Here is a 17,324-nt window from a genome sequence, read left to right on the forward strand (position 1 = left end):
CCCCGCACGGAGGCGCTCCGGAGCTGATGCTTCGGAGCGCCTCCGGTTTTTCCGCGCCAGCCAGGAGTTCCGATGAGCCATCCCCGCCCCGACCCGGCCGCCACATCCGTCGGGTCAGCCCCGCCGGCGCCGGCGCCGGAACCCCTGCTGGAACGCCCGGGGGTCCGGCCCGCGGGTCCCCGCCGGATTCTTCGCGACCTGGAACTGTCCTATGTCTCCAACGGGGCCATCGGGCTCATTTTCGCGGCGTCCGGACCCATCGCCGTCACCCTGGCCGTGGGGACGGCCGGCGGCCTGACCCAGGGCCAGCTGTCGTCCTGGGTTTTTGGCATCCTCTTTTCCGGCGGGGCGGCCACGCTGCTGATGTCGCTCATTTACCGGCAGCCCCTGGGCTTCGCCTGGTCCATCCCCGGCACGGTGCTCCTGGGACCGTCCCTTCAGCACCTGGCCTTCCCCGAAGTCGTCGGGGCCTTCTTCACCTCGGGCGTGCTGATCCTCGCCCTGGGTGCCACCGGGGTGGTGCGTAAAGCCATGGCACTGGTGCCCATGCCGCTGGTGATGGCCATGGTGGCCGCGGTGTTCCTGAAGTTCGGCACAGACATCGTTGCCTCCACCCAGGACAACCCGGCCGTGGCTGCTCCGATGGTGGCCGCGTTCCTGGTCCTCACCGCAGTTCCCGGGCTTGGCAGGTTCCTGCCGCCGGTCCTGGGCACCCTGGTGGCAGGCTGCATCGCCGTGGCGGCCAGCGGGCAGTTCAGGCTGTCCCCCGGCGGGCAGCTCCTGGCCACCCCGGTGTTCACCGCCCCTGAATTCACGTGGGCTGCCCAGCTGGAACTGGTGGTTCCCCTGGCCCTCACCGTGCTGTTTGTCCAAAACGGCCAGGGCATCGCCGTCCTCCGCGCCGCCGGGCACCGTCCGCCCGTGAACGCCTTCGCCATTGCCTCCGGCGCTTTTTCAGTGCTCAATGCCGGTTTCGGCGCCGTTTCGGCCTGCGTCACAGGCCCCACCAACGCCCTGCTGACCTCGTCCGGGAAGAGGGAGCGCCAATACACGGCTGCCGTGGCGTACGGTCTCCTGGCCCTGGTGTTCGCAGCGTTTGCCCCCACCCTGACCCGGCTGATGCTGGCCGCGCCCAAGGAGTTCGTCCTGGCACTGGGCGGCATCGCAATGCTGCGGGCCCTACAGCAGGCCTTCGTCACGGCCTTTGCCACCAGCTTCACCATGGGTTCGCTGGTGACGTTCGTGGTGACCATTTCCGGCATGAACCTCTTCAACATCCACGCAGCGTTCTGGGGCTTGGTCATCGGCTACGGGGTGTCCCGCCTGCTGGAGCGCGCCGACCACGCCCAGCCCTGAGCCGGGCCGGCCATGTTACGGCGCCCGGCAGGGCTTCTTCTGCGTCAGCGCGGGTCCGGTTCCAGCGCCCAGGCCAGCCGGTGCAGGAAAGTCGCCGTCCTGCTCCTGAACGCCAGCCACGCGGCCCGCTTCCACCCGGGCTTCGCGCTGAGTTGCGGCGCGTGGGGCTGCGCACTTTCGCCCGCGCGGACGGCGCCGGCAAACAAGAGGGCAATAAGGCTTGCGCTTTCCATCGTTCTCCAAGCTGTACTGGTCAATCCCGGTGTACAACCACCGTGCCCTGCGGAAGAAGGCTTCAAACATCATCAGCCCCATCGGGCTGCGGGGAGGGCGTGGCGGTACCGCGTTATGCACGTGCAGTGTTAGGCAATAGTCTGGCCAGATGGGGACCAGTGCCGTGACTTCCGGCGAACAAGTGGACAGGCAGACCCGCATCCTCGAAGCGGCAATGGACCTGCTGTCCCGCCACGGGATTTCGGGCGTGAGCATGCGCGCCGTGGCGCGGGAAGCCGGCGTGGCGCTGGGCCTGGTCAACTACTACTACGACGACAAGACCACCCTGATCCGCGCTGCCCTACGCCGCGTGGATGAGCATGACCTTTTACTGGTCGCCCCAGACCCGTCGGTTACCCCCGATGAACAGCTGCGCCGCGCGCTCCGGCGCGTTGCCGGCGCTGACCTGCTGACCACCCGCTACCTGTCCCTGCGCCTGCACCTGTGGGCCCTGGCCCAGGCGGACGAGGACTACGCACAGATCAACGCCGCCGCCTTCGACCGGTACATCGACGGGCTCGCGGCGCTGGTGTCCAGCGCCAGGCCCGGACTGTCCTGGGAAGCGTGCAGGGAGCGGGCGTCGGACATCGTGGTCATCCAGAACGGCGTGTGGCTGACGGCGCTGCTCGGGGTGGACAAGGCCTCCATCCAGCGGAGCATTGCGCGCACGGAGCAGATCGCGCTCGCACCGGTCCCGGACGACAACCGCGACGCCCAGGGCCCCTCACAGCCCTGAAACACCCACTCCAGGGGCAACAGTAGCCGCGCGATGAGCATTGAACAAGTGTTCAAGAAAAGTATTGAACACTTGTTCAACGTGCATTACTGTCCTTCCTATGACTTACGCCACACCGGCCCAGGAAGCCGCCCCCAGCACTGAAACCAAGCCCGCCTCCTCCCTGTTCATCAACGGCAGGTGGGAGCCGGCGGCGTCCGGCGCGGTGCGTGAAATCCGCAACCCCGCAGACGGGGAGCTGGTGGCCACCGTGTCCGAGGCAGGCCGGGAAGATGCCGAACGTGCCATCGCGGCGGCCCGCGCCGCCTTCGACTCCGGCGCCTGGTCCAGCGTCCCGGCACCGGAGCGTGGCGCCTTCCTCCTGAAAGTCGCCGCCGGACTGCGGGAACGCCGGGAAAAGTTTGCCCGCGCGGAATCGCTGGACACCGGCAAGCGGATGGTGGAAAGCCGCATCGACATGGACGACATCGCCGCCTGCTTCGAGTACTTCGGCAGGCTCGCCGGGCAGCAGGCGGGCCGGGTGGTGGACGCCGGGGACGCCGCCGTCGTCAGCAGGATCGTCTACGAACCCGTGGGCGTCTGCGGACTCATCACGCCGTGGAACTATCCCCTGCTCCAGGCGGCGTGGAAGATCGCCCCCGCACTGGCCGCCGGCTGCACGTTCGTCCTCAAGCCCTCCGAGCTGACCCCGTCCACCAGCATCCTGGCCATGCAGCTGCTGCAGGACCTCGGCCTCCCGGACGGCGTGGCCAACCTCGTCACCGGTGCCGGCGCCCAGGCTGGCGCCCCGCTCTCGGAACACCCCGACGTCGACCTTGTCTCCTTCACCGGCGGCCTGGAAACCGGCAAGCGCATCGCCGCTTCCGCTGCGGCCACCGTCAAGAAGGTGGCGCTGGAGCTCGGCGGCAAGAACCCCAACGTGGTGTTCGCCGACGCGGACTTCGACGCCGCCGTGGACAACGCCCTGAACGGCGCGTTCGTCCACTCCGGCCAGGTTTGCTCCGCAGGCGCCCGGCTGCTGGTGGAGGAATCCATCGCGGACCGCTTCGTGGACGAACTGGTCCGCCGCGCAGAGGGCATCCGGCTGGGTGGCCCCTTCGACGACGAGGCCGAGACCGGCCCGCTGATCTCCGCCGCCCACCGGGACAAGGTCCATGCCTACGTCCAGCGCGGCATTCAGGAGGGCGCGCGGCTCCGCACGGGCGGCGCGGCACCGTCCGGGGAGAAGTACGACGCCGGGTTCTACTACCAGCCCACCATTCTGGACCGCGTCTCCCGCGGCATGTCCGTGGTCACCGACGAGGCGTTCGGCCCGGTGGTCACGGTGGAAACCTTCCGCACCGAGGACGAGGCCGTGGCCACTGCGAACGACACCATCTACGGCCTGGCCGGCGCGGTGTGGACCCAGGACGCCGGCAAGGCGCAGCGCGTCGCGTCCCGGCTGCGGCACGGCACCATCTGGATCAACGACTACCACCCTTACCTCCCCCAGGCCGAGTGGGGCGGCTTCGGCCAGTCCGGCGTCGGCCGCGAGCTGGGCCCTACGGGCCTGGCCGAGTACCAGGAAGCCAAGCACATCTACCAGAACACCAGCCCCCAGGTCACCGGCTGGTTTGCTGACCACGGCAAGGAGAACTAGATGCACTACGACAACATCGAGGACGTGACCGAACGCGGGTTCGACTACGTCGTCATCGGCGGCGGGTCCGCGGGGGCGGCGGTGGCCGCACGGCTGAGCGAGGATCCGGACGTCACCGTGGCCCTCGTCGAGGCGGGCCCGGACGACCGGAACATCCCCGAGATCCTGCAGCTGGACCGCTGGATGGAACTGCTGGAATCCGGGTACGACTGGGATTACCCCATCGAGCCGCAGGAAAACGGCAACTCCTTCATGCGCCACGCCCGTGCCAAAGTCATGGGCGGCTGCTCCAGCCACAACTCCTGCATCGCCTTCTGGGCCCCGCGCGAGGACCTGGACGAATGGGAGTCCAAGTACGGCGCCACCGGCTGGAACGCCGATGCCGCCTGGCCGCTGTACAAGCGGCTGGAAACCAACCAGGACGCCGGCCCCGACGCTCCGCACCACGGGGACTCCGGCCCCGTGCACCTGATGAACGTGCCCCCGGCGGACCCTGCCGGCGTCGCCCTTTTGGACGCCTGTGAACAGGCGGGCATCCCCCGCGCGAAGTTCAACACCGGCACCACCGTGGTGAACGGCGCGAACTTCTTCCAGATCAACCGCCGCGCAGACGGTACCCGTTCCTCCAGTTCCGTGTCCTACATCCACCCCATCGTGGACCGCCCCAACTTCACCCTGCTGACCGGCCTGCGGGCCCGCCAGCTGGTGATCGACGCGGACAAGCGCTGCACCGGCGTGGACGTGGTGGACGGGGCGTTCGGCCGGACCCACCGGCTTACCGCCCGCCGTGAGGTCATCGTGTCCACCGGCGCCATCGACTCCCCCAAGCTGCTCATGCTCTCCGGCATCGGCCCGGCGGAACACCTGGCCCAGCACGGCATCGAGGTGCTGGTGGACTCGCCCGGCGTCGGTGAGAACCTGCAGGACCACCCGGAAGGCGTGGTGCAGTTCGAGGCCAAACAGCCCATGGTGCAGACCTCCACCCAGTGGTGGGAGATCGGCATCTTCACCCCCACGGAGGACGGCCTGGACCGCCCTGACCTGATGATGCACTACGGCTCGGTCCCGTTCGACATGAACACGCTGCGTCACGGCTACCCCACCACGGAGAACGGGTTCAGCCTCACCCCGAACGTCACCCATGCCCGCTCCCGCGGCACCGTTCGGCTGCGCAGCCGCGACTTCCGCGACAAGCCCATGGTGGACCCCCGCTACTTCACGGACCCGGACGGCCACGACATGCGCGTCATGATGGCCGGGATCCGCAAGGCCCGCGAGATCGCCGCCCAGCCCGCCCTGGCGGAGTGGACCGGCCGGGAGCTCTCGCCGGGCATCGGAGCGCAGACCGATGAGGAACTGCAGGACTACATCCGCAAGACCCACAACACCGTCTACCACCCCGTGGGCACCGTCCGCCTGGGCCCGGCCGACGACGACATGTCGCCGCTGGATCCCCAGCTGCGGGTCAAGGGCGTCACCGGCCTCCGCGTGGCCGATGCGTCCGTCATGCCCGAGCACGTCACCGTCAACCCCAACATCACCGTCATGATGATCGGCGAGCGCTGTGCCGATCTCATCAAGGCGGACTATGCCGGCGCCGACGCCCTGGAAGAAAAGGAGCTCACCACGTCCCTCGCCTGAGCGGCGGGTCATCAAGGGGGCCGCATTCCCAACAATGGCGGCCCCCGCAGAACGTTATCTCGCCGCACCCCAGGGCGGCCGGTCCCATCGTGCTTTTCTGATCTAGGAGTCCATATTGGAACCCAGCAAGAGTATTGATTCAAGTGGCATGGATGAATTTGGCTACACCCAGACCCTCGACCGGAGCATCGGCAAGTTCGCCAGCTTCGCCGCCGGTGTCAGCTACATCTCCATCCTCACCGGTGTCTTCCAACTGTTCTACTTCGGCTTTTCCATGGCCGGCCCGGCGTACGCCTGGTCGTGGCCCATTGTGTTCGTTGGCCAGCTGATGGTGGCCCTCTGTTTCGCCGAGCTGGCCGGCCGCTACCCCGTTGCGGGCTCGGTCTACAACTGGGCCAAGCGGCTGTCCTCCGGGACCTCGTCCTGGCTGGCCGGCTGGCTGCTGCTGCTGTCCTCCATCATGGCGCTGGGCTCGGTGGCACTGGCCCTGCAGATCACCCTCCCCCAGCTGTGGTCCGGCTTCCAGTTCGTTGGTGACGGTACCGGCCCTTACGACTTCGCCATGAACGGCGTGGTGCTGGCCACCATCATGATCACCATCTCCACGCTCATCAACGCGTTCGGCGTGAAGCTGATGACTCGGATCAACAGCGTCGGCGTTTTCGTGGAGCTCATCGCCGCCGTCCTGCTGATCCTGGCACTGGCCTGGCATGTGGTCCGCGGCCCGGAGGTCTTCTTTGATACGGCCGGTTTCGGGGAAGGCAAGGACCTGGGCTTCTTCGGCGTCTTCCTGATCGGTGCCATGGCCTCCGGGTACGTCATGTACGGCTTCGACACCGCCAGCTCGCTGGGCGAGGAAACCAAGGACCCCAAGAAGACCGCTCCCAAGGCCATCCTGCGCGCCGTCACGGCGTCCTTCCTGCTGGGCGGGGGAATCCTGCTGTTCGGCATCCTGGCCGCACCGGACCTCAGTGACCCGCAGATCGGCTCCCCCGACGGCGGCCTGCAGCACATCGTCCTTTCCGTCCTGGGCGGCCCGTTCGGCAAGGCCTTCCTGGCCTGCATCGTGGTGGCTGTGGTGGTCTGCACCCTGGCCGTCCACGCCGCCGCCATCCGGATGATGTTCGCCATGGCCCGCGACAACAACCTGCCCTTCAGCCGGCAGCTCAGCAAGGTGGATCCGGTCCGCAGGACGCCCACGGTCGCGGCCATCGTCATCGGCGTCATCGCCGTCATCCCGCTGCTGGTCAACGTGATGCAGCCGGCCATCTTCACCATCCTGTCCAGCATCAGCATCGTGCTGATCTACCTGTCCTACCTCCTGGTCACGGTCCCCCTGCTCCGCAAGCGGTTGCAGAAGAAGTGGCCGCTCGTCGCAGACGGATCCGAGCCCGGGTTCACCATGGGCAGGTGGGGCCTTCCGGTGAACATCCTCGCCGTCCTGTGGGGCGCCGCGATGACGGTGAACCTGGTCTGGCCCCGCCCGGAAATCTACAACTCGGTGCCGCCGTTCGAGTGGTACCTGCAGTGGGGCGGCGTCTTCTTCGTGGCCGCCGTGGTGATTGGCGGGGCACTGCTCTACCGCCTGAAGATCCGCCATCAGACCGGGGTGCTGGCCGAGCACGCCGCGGCAGTCGCCGCCCACCCGTCATCGAACGACCCCAGGTTCGATCCCGCGGAGGACGCGGTGCCGGCCAACGCGGCGATGGCAACCGAGGGCTAGCAACACCACAGCAGAAGGGGCCGACGTCGGCACTCACTTGAGTGCCGGTGTCGGCCCTTTTGCGTTGGCGGGGACGGCGGGCGGCGAGGGCCGCGTCACACAACGGAACGCCCATCCGCTCCGGAGCGCCAACGCCCTACCCTTGACTGGTGACATTGACTAAACTCCGCACCGCGTCCGCGGGCTCCCTCGCCGCCGCCGGCCTCCTGCTTACCCTCGCCGCCTGTTCCACGCCGGCCTCCACCCAGCCAAGCTCCCCGGCCCCTGCCTCATCTGCAGCGGCTTCGTCGAATGCCAGCGCCGCTTCAACCTCTGCCGGCCCCTGCGCGGGCGTGAAGGTCATCGTCGATTCGGGCGCCCTGAAGCAGTCCGCCGCCGACACCTCCGCCTGCGTGTCTGTGGATGGCCCCACCGTGGCCGCCAAGGTCCTCGAACAGGCCAAGATCAAGACCGAGGGCACCGCCAAGTACCCCACGAGCTTCGCGTGCCGCGTCAACGGAGTGCCCGCCGCGGACTTCGACATCAAGCACAAGGGTGGCACCACCCGTGAAGCGTGCGATGACAAAAACACGGTCTCGTATTGGGCGCTCTGGGTGAAGCCCGCCGCCGGCGCGTGGGCTTACGCGCAGGAAGGCCTGGACAGCCTGAAGCTCAACCCCGGCGAGAGCCTTGAACTGCTCTACACGGTGGACAACGAACCGGCAGCACCCGCGTCATGACCTTCCGGCCCGCGCCGTTGCGCGCAGCGGCGGTTCTCGCTGCTGTGTTCATCGCGGCGCGGGTCGCCTACCGGGCCCTTTTCAACGGGGCGGCCACGGGTACCCCGGTCCTGCTGGACCTTCCGCCGCTGAGGCTCCCCGCCCCGTACGCCCACGTGGTGTTCCTGGGCCCGATCACGGCCCCGGGGCTGTGGGCGGCGGCGCTGTCCGCGATGCCGATCGCCGCAACGATCCTCGGCTTCGGCCTGCTCAATGCCTGGGTGGATGTGTCCCGTGGCTTCGTCCGCCTGGCCCGCGGTGGCCCCATGCAGGGCGTGGCCCGGATGCTGGTGGTGGCCTGGGCCGCGCTCCCCGCGCTGGCCGCCGCCGTGGCCTCCGTCCGCCTGGCCTTCCGGCTCCGCGGCGAACGCTTCGGCCCCCGGGCCCTGGTGCCCGTCCTCGAGCGCACCCTGGAGCACGCCGGCCGCATCGCCGCGGCCCTGGAGCTGCGCGGCTTCGGCAGCCGGGCATCCCGCCAAGGACATCACGACGACGGCGCGCCGCTCCTGGTGCGCGACGCGCAGTTCCGCATCGCTGACACGGGCATCAGGGTTGATTCGTTTGCACCGCCGGCCGGGTCCGTCGCGGTGATCACCGGGCCCACCGGCTCCGGCAAGTCCACCATCCTGCGGGGCCTCGCGGGCCTCCTTTCGCACGTGGACGGTGGCGCGCTGTCCGGCACGGTGCAGATAGCCGGGACGGACCGCGCCAGCGCTCCCCCGCGTGATACTGCGGGGTTGATGGGCGTCGTCCTGCAGAATCCGCGCGCCGCGTTTGCCACCACACGCGTACGGGACGACATTGCCCTGGCCCTCGAACTTCGTGGCGTGCCCTCCGCCGCCGCAAAGGCCCGGGTGCTGGAGGTGGCGGATCGGGTCGGAGTGTCCGCGCTGCTGGACCGGGACGTCAGCACCCTCTCGGCAGGTGAGGCAACGCTGGTGGCCATTGCCGCCGCCGTCGTGGACCAGCCCCGGCTATTGCTGGTGGACGAGCCCCTGGCCGACCTCGACGCCACGGCACGCAGCCGCGTCATCGCCGTCCTCGACGCCCTGGCCCGCGAACACGGTGTATGCGTCATCGTGGCCGAACACCGGGCGGCGGCGCTGGTTCCAGTGGCTGACTCCTGGTGGACCATCGAGGGCGGCGTACTTGTCCCCGGCACCGCACCCTCCCCCTCGGCTCCGGCCGTTGTCTTGCCGGCGGCCGGTCCGGATCACGGCCGCGCCCCCGTGTTGACGGCGACCCACCTCGAGGTACACCGGAAAGGCGCGACGACGGTCCGCGACGCCTCGCTCGCCCTGCACCGCGGCGAGATCGTGGCGCTGGTGGGGCCCAACGGGGCCGGGAAGTCGTCCCTCCTGGTGGCGCTGGCCCTGGGTGAGGGCACGGGGACAACGTCCGACGGGGGCCGGGTCGCCCTGGTGCCGGACGCGTCGGACGACCTCTTCACCAGGGACACGGTCACGGGCGAGCTGCGGTCGGCGGAGCGGCGGCTGGCGCGCCGGAAGAACGGCACGGCGGTTGCTGCCGGGACCGCGACGGCCCGCCTTACCCGGCTGCGGGGAGGCGTCCATATTCCCATCGGGAACGGGCATCCGCGGGACCTCTCCGCCGGCGAGCGCAGGATCCTGGCCATCGCCCTGCAGACCGTGGATGACCCCGACGTGCTGCTGATTGATGAGCCCACCCGCGGACTCGATCCGGCCGCACGCGCAGCGGTTGCGGCAGCCCTGCGCACCGCGGCAGAGGACGGCGCGGCGGTCCTGATCGCCACGCACGACCTCGACTTCGCCCAGAGCCTGGGCGCCCGGATCCTCCCGATGCGCGATGGCGTGGCACCATCCCTGGAACCTGTCGCTGCTCCGGACCCGTACGTCCCGGCACCCCGTCCTACTCTTGCCGGAGCGCAGGCGGGGACGTCACCCGCTGAACAGGCATACGTACCCGCCACCCATAAACCCCACCGGGTCCGGATGCCGCGGAGCGCCGAGCTTGCTGTCCTGGCTCTGGCCAACCTGGCTGCCCTCGCGGCGTTCTGCTGGCCGCTGCTGGCCGCGGCCCTCCCGCAGGACGCTGCCGCGGCAACCCCCTACATTGCCCTGGCCATCGCACCCGTGGCCGCGGTCGCCGTCGTGCTTTCGCTGGACGGGTCCGTCCGCTCCGCCCACACGGTGGCGCTGCTCGGGGTGCTCACTGCCGTCGGTTCCGCCGTGCGGGTGGCGAGCACCGGCGTCGGCGGCGTGGAAGCGGTGTTTATCCTGCTGATCCTGGCGGGCCGGGCGTTCGGCGCCCGGTTCGGGCTGCTGCTCGGGGCCGCCACGATTGCCGTCTCCAGCGCACTGTGGGGCGGGATCGGGCCGTGGACGCCATTCCAGGTCTTCGCCTGCGCGTGGGTGGGCGCCGGGGCTGGGCTGCTTCCCCGCCGGGTGCGGGGAAGGGCCGAACTGTGGATGCTGGCGGCTTACGGCGTGGTGTCGTCGTACGTGTTCGGGCTGCTGCTGAACCTGTGGTTCTGGCCCTTCGCGGTGGGCGGCGGCACTGGGATTTCCTACGTTCCGGGCGCGCCGCTGGGCACCAACCTCAGCAGCTTCCTGCTGTATTCGCTGTTGACGTCGACGGCTGGCTGGGACACCCTGCGCGCCGTCACCACGGTGGTCGGCATCGCCGTGGTGGGCCGGGCAGTGCTGGCCTCGCTGCGGCGGGTGAAGCCGGTGACGGGCGGTGTTCGGGGCCCCGACGGACAGGGCTCACAGGGGCCCGCCGGGGACGGCGGATCCGCTCACGCCGCAGCCGCCCACTCCAGGAAACGGCGCCAGCTCACACCTTGAAGTACTTGGCTTCCGGGTGGTGGAAGACGAACGCGTCGGTGGACTGTTCCGGGTGCAGCATGAGCTCGTCGCTCAAAATCACGCCCATGCGCTCGGGCTTCAGCAGCTCGGTGACCTTGCGGCGGTCCTCCATGTCCGGGCAGGCGGGGTAGCCCAGCGAGAACCGGGCGCCGCGGTAGTCCAGCTTGAAGTACCCTGCGGTATCCTTCGGCTCCTCGGACGCGAAGCCGAGCTCCTTGCGGATCCGGGCGTGCCAGAACTCGGCCAGCGCCTCGGTGAGCTGCATGACCAGGCCGTTGAGCTCGTAGTAGTCGCGGTACTGGTTGGCCGCGAACATCTTGGAAGTGAACTCTTCGATCCTGGAGCCGGCGGTGACCAGCTGCACGGGCAGCACGTCGATCTGGCCGGACTCGCGGGACTTCACGAAGTCTGCCAGGCACAGGTGCCGGTCGCGGCGCTGGCGCGGGAAATCGAACCGCAGCCGGTCGGTGCCGATCGGGCCGCCTGAACCACCGTCCGGGGCGAGCAGACCCGCCTGGCCCAGGACGCCGTCGGGATCCTCGCCGTGGTGCAGCACCACCACCTGTTCGCCCTCGGAGACCACGGGGAAGTAGCCGTACGCCACGGAGGCGTCCAGCATGCCTTCGCCGAGGATGCGGTCCAGCCAGTAGCGCAGGCGCGGGCGGCCTTCGCGTTCCACGAGTTCCTCGTAGGAGGCGCCGTCCTCGCCGCGGCCGGGCTTGAGGCCCCACTGGCCCATGAAGGTGGCGCGCTCGTCGAGGAACGCGGAGTAGTCGTGCAGCGAGACGCCGCGGACAATCCGGGTGCCCCAGAACGGGGGCACGGGCACGGGGTTGTCGCTGGCGACGTCGGACCGGCCCGGCATGGCCTCCGGCTCGGTGATAGTGAACTTCGCCCCGCCCTTGTGGATCCGCTTCTTCAAGGGCGGCAGGCCGACGTCGTCCGGTGATTCGCCGCGGGCCACGCGCACCAGCGGTTCCATGAGGGACAGGCCCTCGAAGGCGTCCTTGGCGTAGCGGACCACGCCGTCGAACTGCTCGGCGAGGTCCTGCTCCACGTAGGCGCGGGTGAGGGCGGCGCCGCCCAGAATGACCGGCCACTTCTTGGCCAGGCCGCGGGACTGCATCTCGGCGAGGTTTTCCTTCATCACCACGGTGGACTTCACCAGCAGCCCGGACATGCCGATCACGTCGGCGTTGTGTTCCTCCGCGGCGGCGATGATCTCGGCGATGCCCTGCTTGATGCCGATGTTGATGACCTTGTAGCCGTTGTTGGTGAGGATGATGTCCACCAGGTTCTTGCCGATGTCGTGCACGTCGCCGCGCACGGTGGCGATCACCATGGTGCCCTTGCCGGAGGAGTCAGACTTCTCCATGTGCGGCTCCAGCAGGGCCACGGCGTTCTTCATGACCTCGGCGGACTGGAGCACGAACGGCAGCTGCATTTCGCCGGCGCCGAAGCGTTCACCCACCACCTTCATGCCCTCAAGCAGGTGGTCGTTGATGATGCCCAGCGGGGTCATCCCTTCGCTGCGGGCCAGGTCCAGGTCCGCTTCGAGGCCCTTGCCTTCGCCGTCGATGATGCGCCGTTCCAGGCGGCCGCCCGTGGGGAGGGCGGCGAGTTCGGCGGCGCGCTGGTCCTTCAGCGCTGCGGTGTCGACGCCGGCGAACATGTCGAGCATGCGGGCCAGGGGGTCGTAGGTGGTGTTGCCGTCGGCGTCGTATTCGCGGCGGTCCCAGACCAGGTCCAGGGCCACCTTGCGCTGTTCCTCCGGGAGGGAAGCGAGCGGGACGATCTTGGCGGCGTCGATGATGCCGCTGGTCAGGCCGGCCTGGACGGCTTCGTGCAGGAACACGGAGTTCAGGACGATGCGCGCGGCCGGGTTGAGGCCGAAGGAGACGTTGGAGACGCCGAGGGTGGTGTTGATGCCCGGGTACTTCGTGGTGATCTGGCGGATGGCTTCGATGGTTTCGATGCCGTCGCGGCGGGTTTCCTCCTGGCCGGTGGCGACGGGGAAGGTGAGGCAGTCGACGATGATGTCCTCGACGCGCATGCCCCATTCGCCCACCAGGGAGTCGACCAGGCGGGAGGCGATGGCCACCTTGCCCTCGGTAGTGCGGGCCTGGCCTTCCTCGTTGATGGTCAGGGCGATGACGGCGGTGCCGTGTTCCTTGACCAGCGGCATGATGCGGGCGAAGCGGCTATTGGGGCCGTCGCCGTCCTCGTAGTTGACCGAGTTGACCACGGGGCGGCCGCCGATGAGTTCCAGGCCGGCCTTGAGGACGGGAGGTTCGGTGGAGTCGATGACGAGCGGGAGGGTGGAGGCGGACGCGAACCGGGAGACGATCTCCTTCACGTCTGCCACGCCGTCGCGGCCCACGTAGTCCACGCAGACGTCCAGCAGGTGGGCGCCGACGCGGATCTGTTCGCGGGCGATGTCCACGCAGTCGTCCCAGCGTTCTTCGAGCATGGCCTGGCGGAAGGCCTTGGAACCGTTGGCGTTGGTGCGTTCACCGATGGCCAGGTAGGCGGACTCCTGGTCGAAGTTCACGTGCTGGTAGAGGGAGGCGACGCCGGCTTCACGCTCTTCGGGGATGCGTCCCGGCGCTGTTTTGTCCTCGGTGGCCACGGCTTTGGCGCGGAAGGGCGCCAGACGTTCGACGACGGCGGCCATGTGTTCCGGCGTCGTACCGCAGCAGCCGCCCACCAGGCCCAGGCCGAATTCGCGCACGAACTGTTCGTGCGCCGTGGCGAGTTCGGCGGGTGAGAGCGGGTAGTGCGCGCCGTTGGCGCCGAGGACGGGCAGGCCGGCGTTGGGCATGCAGGCGATGGCGACGGAGGACTGCTTGGAGAGGTGGCGGAGGTGCTCGCTCATCTCGTCCGGGCCGGTGGCGCAGTTCAGGCCGATGGCGTCGACGCCGAGCGGTTCAAGGGCGGTGAGCGCGGCGCCGATTTCGGAGCCCATGAGCATGGTGCCGGTGGTCTCGACCGTCACCTCCACGAAGATGGGGAGGCGGACGCCCTTGGCGACGATGGCCTGCTTGCAGCCGTTGACGGCGGCCTTGGTCTGCAGGAGGTCCTGGCTGGTTTCGATGAGGAACGCGTCCGCGCCGCCATCGATCAGGCCCTCAGCCTGCAGGGCGAAGGTCTGCTTGAGCCAGTCGTAGCTGGTGTGGCCCAGGCTGGGAAGCTTGGTGCCGGGGCCCATGGAGCCGAGGACCCAGCGCATGCGGCCGTCCGTTTCCTCTGCCGCTTCGGCGCGTTCCCGGGCGATTTTGGCACCCTTGAGGGCGAGTTCCTCGATCCGGTCGTCGATGCCGTAGTCGGAGAGGTTGGACCAGTTGGCGCCGAAGGTGTTGGTTTCCACGGCGTCGATGCCGGTGGCGAAGTACGCGTCGTGGATGTCGGCGATGACGTCCGGGCGGGTGTCGTTGAGGATCTCGTTGCAGCCCTCCAGGTTCTGGAAGTCCGCGTCCAGCTGCAGGTCCCGGCCCTGCAGCATGGTGCCCATAGCGCCGTCGGCGATGACCACCCGGTGGTTCACGGCGTCCAGGAGTTCCTGGGAACGGGCGGGGCGGGGGACGGACTCGATGTCCAGTGCGAAACGAGGCATTTAAACAGGTTACGGGCGGGGCCGCCTGCGTTGCGCTGTGTGTCCGGATGCTACGGGGGCCGGCGCGTTCGGGTACCGACCCGCCCGGCAGCACCATCCTTTGATACTTCTCAGCTGCTGCGGGCACCGCAGGCCGTATCTTCGTCCCACAGTCCGACACCCCATCGCCTCCGACAACTCAGAGAGAATTTAGCTCAGTTTGTCAGCATCGTTACGAAGCATAGTCAGCGTTGCCGCGACTACTAGTAGACCATCGGGACTATATCTCGCCTCCATTGGGCCGCTAGCGCCAAGCATCTTCCTTCCGGGGATCGATGCCATTGTCACATTGACAGCGAAGACAGGCGCATACGAGGTTACGGCTCTTCGAAACCGCCAGAGGAAATCGAACGACTTGCCGCCGGCACACTGAGTGTCGACGACAGAATTGCAAGAACGACGCCTCAGCGGCCTGCAATCAGCGATGCCGCGGAAACCAAAGCAAGGTCTTGGGGTGCCGAATTGAGGTACCAGCTCCTTCAGATCGCAGCTCATCCAAACCCGCTCTCACACCGAGAATTGGCGGGTGCGAATGTTTCCCCACCAAACGCTTATTATGGCTATAACAACTGCTGGCTGGATGGGCCAGGGTTGCTTTTCACTGCCCATTAGCAGCCCGAAGGATTAATAACGTGTACCTTCAGCAGTTGGTTTTTTCGAATATAAGAGGATACGGAACGGGCACAGACGCGGCTCGCCTAGACTTTGCACGGCCTGACGGTAGTTATGCAGGTTGGACTGTGATTGCTGGAAGAAATGGGAGCGGAAAGACCACCCTCCTCCGAGCTATCGCACTGGCACTGGCTGGCCCTAGCACCGCAAAATCCCTGTCCCCCAGCTTCAGGGGATGGATCTCGGAGGGCTTTAACGAGGCCAGCGTGCAGGCGGCTTTTTCGACCGGCCCTAATGATAACTTCGCCTCGGGAGGGCGACTCCCCAAAAAACAAGCTTGGGCCGGGTTGGGCTGGGAAAACGCAGAATTTGGGCCAGAGCCAACCCTCAAAGAGAAGATGCCTCACAATGCTCCTGTACTAACGCCTCGCCGAGGCCCTTGGTATGAGAACCCGGTGGGATGGTTTGTGGCAGGATATGGGCCATTTCGCCGTCTCTCGGGCGCAGCAAGCGATGCCCAACGGTTAATGCTGGGTCCTCAGCGCGTTGCGTCGCTCGTCACGTTGTTTGACGAGTCAGCGTCGTTGGCCGAAGCCATGTGGTGGCTCCAGGATCTCTATCCAAAAGTTCTCGAAGGTGATTCGTCCTCCAAGGAACTCATGGACGGCCTCATGGCCATGATCGGGGACGGCCTTCTGCCTGACGAGCATCATGTTGCACGCTACGACTCCCAGGGGCTCTGGGTCGAGCGGGCCGGCAAAAAGTTTCTGCTCGAGGATTTGAGCGACGGCTATCGGACTATTGCAGCGTTGGTTCTGGACATTTGCCGGAGGCTGCATGCGGCAAACCGTGAGTTTAGCGTCACGGTAAACGATGATGGCTCAGTTCAGTGCGATTACGAAGGCATTGTGCTGATCGACGAGGTTGATGTGCATCTTCATGTGTCTTGGCAACAAGCGCTGGGCCCTTGGCTAAAATCTCACTTTCCAAAGATTCAGTTTATCGTCTCTTCACACAGCCCCTTTATATGTCAGGCCGCCAGCCCAAATGGCCTGATTCGACTACCAGCTCCCGGAGAAGCGGACCGACGTCCTCGTTTTGTGGAAGATGAACTTTACAAAGCCATCGTTCATGGCGGATCTGACGTCGCCGTCGAAAGCGACTTATTTGGTTTGGACAGTGCGCGCAGCTCGGAAACGATGGCATTAAATGCCCAGCTTGTCGAATTCGAAAGGCGAATAGTATTAAATGAAGCTACCGAAAAAGACATAGAAGAGATGCGGCAACTCAGGGACACAATAAGTCCATCCGCGAAATCGGAGGCTCTCAACACGCTAGCCGCACTGCGCCTTTCCATGGAGTCCGGACTTGCTTAAGATCGATCGAACCGACTTGGCTGCAGGTTCTCTTAAGTATCTAGCCAAACTCACACAGGTGGTCACTTCGTCAGACGACCCAAAGGCTACGGCGGCCAGCCGATGGGACACAAAGAGTTCAAAAGAGTTTAGCGTGGTCAAAGATGCACTTCGAAAGATGTGCAGCGGTATTGAACGATGCATGTACTGCGAAGACAGCCTCGGCACTGATATCGAGCACTTTTGGCCGAAAAGCAAATATCCACATCATGCCTTTTCTTGGGAAAACTACCTTTTAGCCTGCAGCCATTGCAACTCAAATGAAAAACGCGAGGATTTGCCTCTCGATGAAGCGCAGGAGCCCTTGGCAATCAATCCATCTTTGGATGACCCGCTGGAACACTTGGCTCTGCTTCCCTCTGGTGAATATGTTTGTCGCACAGTCCAAGGGATAGCATCAGTCGAGTTGTTCGGGCTGAACCGGCCACAGCTTGTAAGCGCCAGGAGAGTGGCATGGTCCGGGTTTGCCGCGTTAGCTAAAGAAGTTTGGATGGCGCACCAAAAAGGCCGGAAGAGTGAAGCAGAATTGCTAAATGCAGCCTATAAATTGCCGCATGGGAGTGTTCTTGTGACAATGATCCAGTATGCACATATGGGAACTCCGATCATGGATGATGAGTTAACCACCGCCCTTTGCTATGTATCTGAAATGAATTGCCAATAGCCCGTA

10 protein-coding genes and 1 pseudogene are annotated in these 17,324 nt (G+C 66.6%); 10 read left to right on the forward strand and 1 reads right to left on the reverse strand.

The features are described 5' to 3' along the window. The first annotated feature begins 72 nt into the window (after window positions 1-72). The 7 genes from MRBLMD1_RS18265 to MRBLMD1_RS18295 all read left to right on the forward strand — a co-directional run bounded on the left by MRBLMD1_RS18265 (window position 73) and on the right by MRBLMD1_RS18295 (window position 10,954). Entirely contained in the window at window positions 73-1,356 is a 1,284-nt protein-coding gene (locus tag MRBLMD1_RS18265) for a benzoate/H(+) symporter BenE family transporter (RefSeq protein WP_159630087.1), read from the forward strand. A gap of 382 nt (window positions 1,357-1,738) precedes the next feature. After that, the gene (locus MRBLMD1_RS18270; RefSeq protein WP_159630083.1) at window positions 1,739-2,365 is read left to right on the forward strand and encodes a TetR/AcrR family transcriptional regulator; all 627 of its coding nucleotides are present in this window, start codon (window positions 1,739-1,741) and stop codon (window positions 2,363-2,365) included. 100 nt (window positions 2,366-2,465) lie between these two features. After that, window positions 2,466-4,004 carry an aldehyde dehydrogenase family protein gene (locus tag MRBLMD1_RS18275; RefSeq protein ID WP_364402219.1) on the forward strand — a complete coding sequence of 513 codons (1,539 nt, stop codon included), beginning with the start codon at window positions 2,466-2,468 and terminating at the stop codon, window positions 4,002-4,004. Beyond that, complete coding sequence (locus tag MRBLMD1_RS18280) at window positions 4,005-5,645, forward strand: GMC family oxidoreductase (protein ID WP_364402222.1); 1,641 nt, start codon at window positions 4,005-4,007, stop codon at window positions 5,643-5,645. A 148-nt stretch (window positions 5,646-5,793) separates the two neighbouring features. Beyond that, entirely contained in the window at window positions 5,794-7,368 is a 1,575-nt protein-coding gene (locus tag MRBLMD1_RS18285; protein WP_364402225.1) for an APC family permease, read from the forward strand. A gap of 149 nt (window positions 7,369-7,517) precedes the next feature. Next, on the forward strand, window positions 7,518-8,087 hold the full coding sequence (locus MRBLMD1_RS18290; protein WP_364402228.1) for a hypothetical protein: 570 nt from the start codon (window positions 7,518-7,520) through the stop codon (window positions 8,085-8,087). After that, window positions 8,084-10,954, forward strand: coding sequence for an ATP-binding cassette domain-containing protein (locus MRBLMD1_RS18295; protein WP_364402230.1), 2,871 nt, complete (start codon window positions 8,084-8,086; stop codon window positions 10,952-10,954). The genes MRBLMD1_RS18290 and MRBLMD1_RS18295 overlap by 4 nt, the downstream gene beginning before the upstream one ends. Here the strand turns inward: MRBLMD1_RS18295 and metH are convergent. After that, window positions 10,944-14,588, reverse strand: coding sequence for a methionine synthase (metH, locus tag MRBLMD1_RS18300; RefSeq protein WP_364402233.1), 3,645 nt, complete (start codon window positions 14,586-14,588; stop codon window positions 10,944-10,946). The two genes, MRBLMD1_RS18295 and metH, sit on opposite strands and share 11 nt — an antisense overlap. 671 nt (window positions 14,589-15,259) lie before the next feature. Between metH and MRBLMD1_RS18305 the strand changes: the two are divergent. The 3 genes and pseudogenes from MRBLMD1_RS18305 to MRBLMD1_RS18315 all read left to right on the forward strand — a co-directional run. Beyond that, a pseudogene (locus MRBLMD1_RS18305) lies at window positions 15,260-15,454 on the forward strand (AAA family ATPase); the annotation flags it as partial. Window positions 15,455-15,694: 240 nt separating this feature from the next. Beyond that, entirely contained in the window at window positions 15,695-16,615 is a 921-nt protein-coding gene (locus tag MRBLMD1_RS18310) for an AAA family ATPase (protein ID WP_364402360.1), read from the forward strand. Then, window positions 16,608-17,318, forward strand: coding sequence for an HNH endonuclease (locus MRBLMD1_RS18315; protein ID WP_364402236.1), 711 nt, complete (start codon window positions 16,608-16,610; stop codon window positions 17,316-17,318). Before MRBLMD1_RS18310 ends, MRBLMD1_RS18315 begins: the two co-directional genes overlap by 8 nt. Window positions 17,319-17,324 lie beyond the last annotated feature (6 nt).

It is taken from the genome of Pseudarthrobacter sp. LMD1-1-1.1 (assembly GCF_040676255.1).
Taxonomy (GTDB): Bacteria; Actinomycetota; Actinomycetes; order Actinomycetales; family Micrococcaceae; genus Arthrobacter.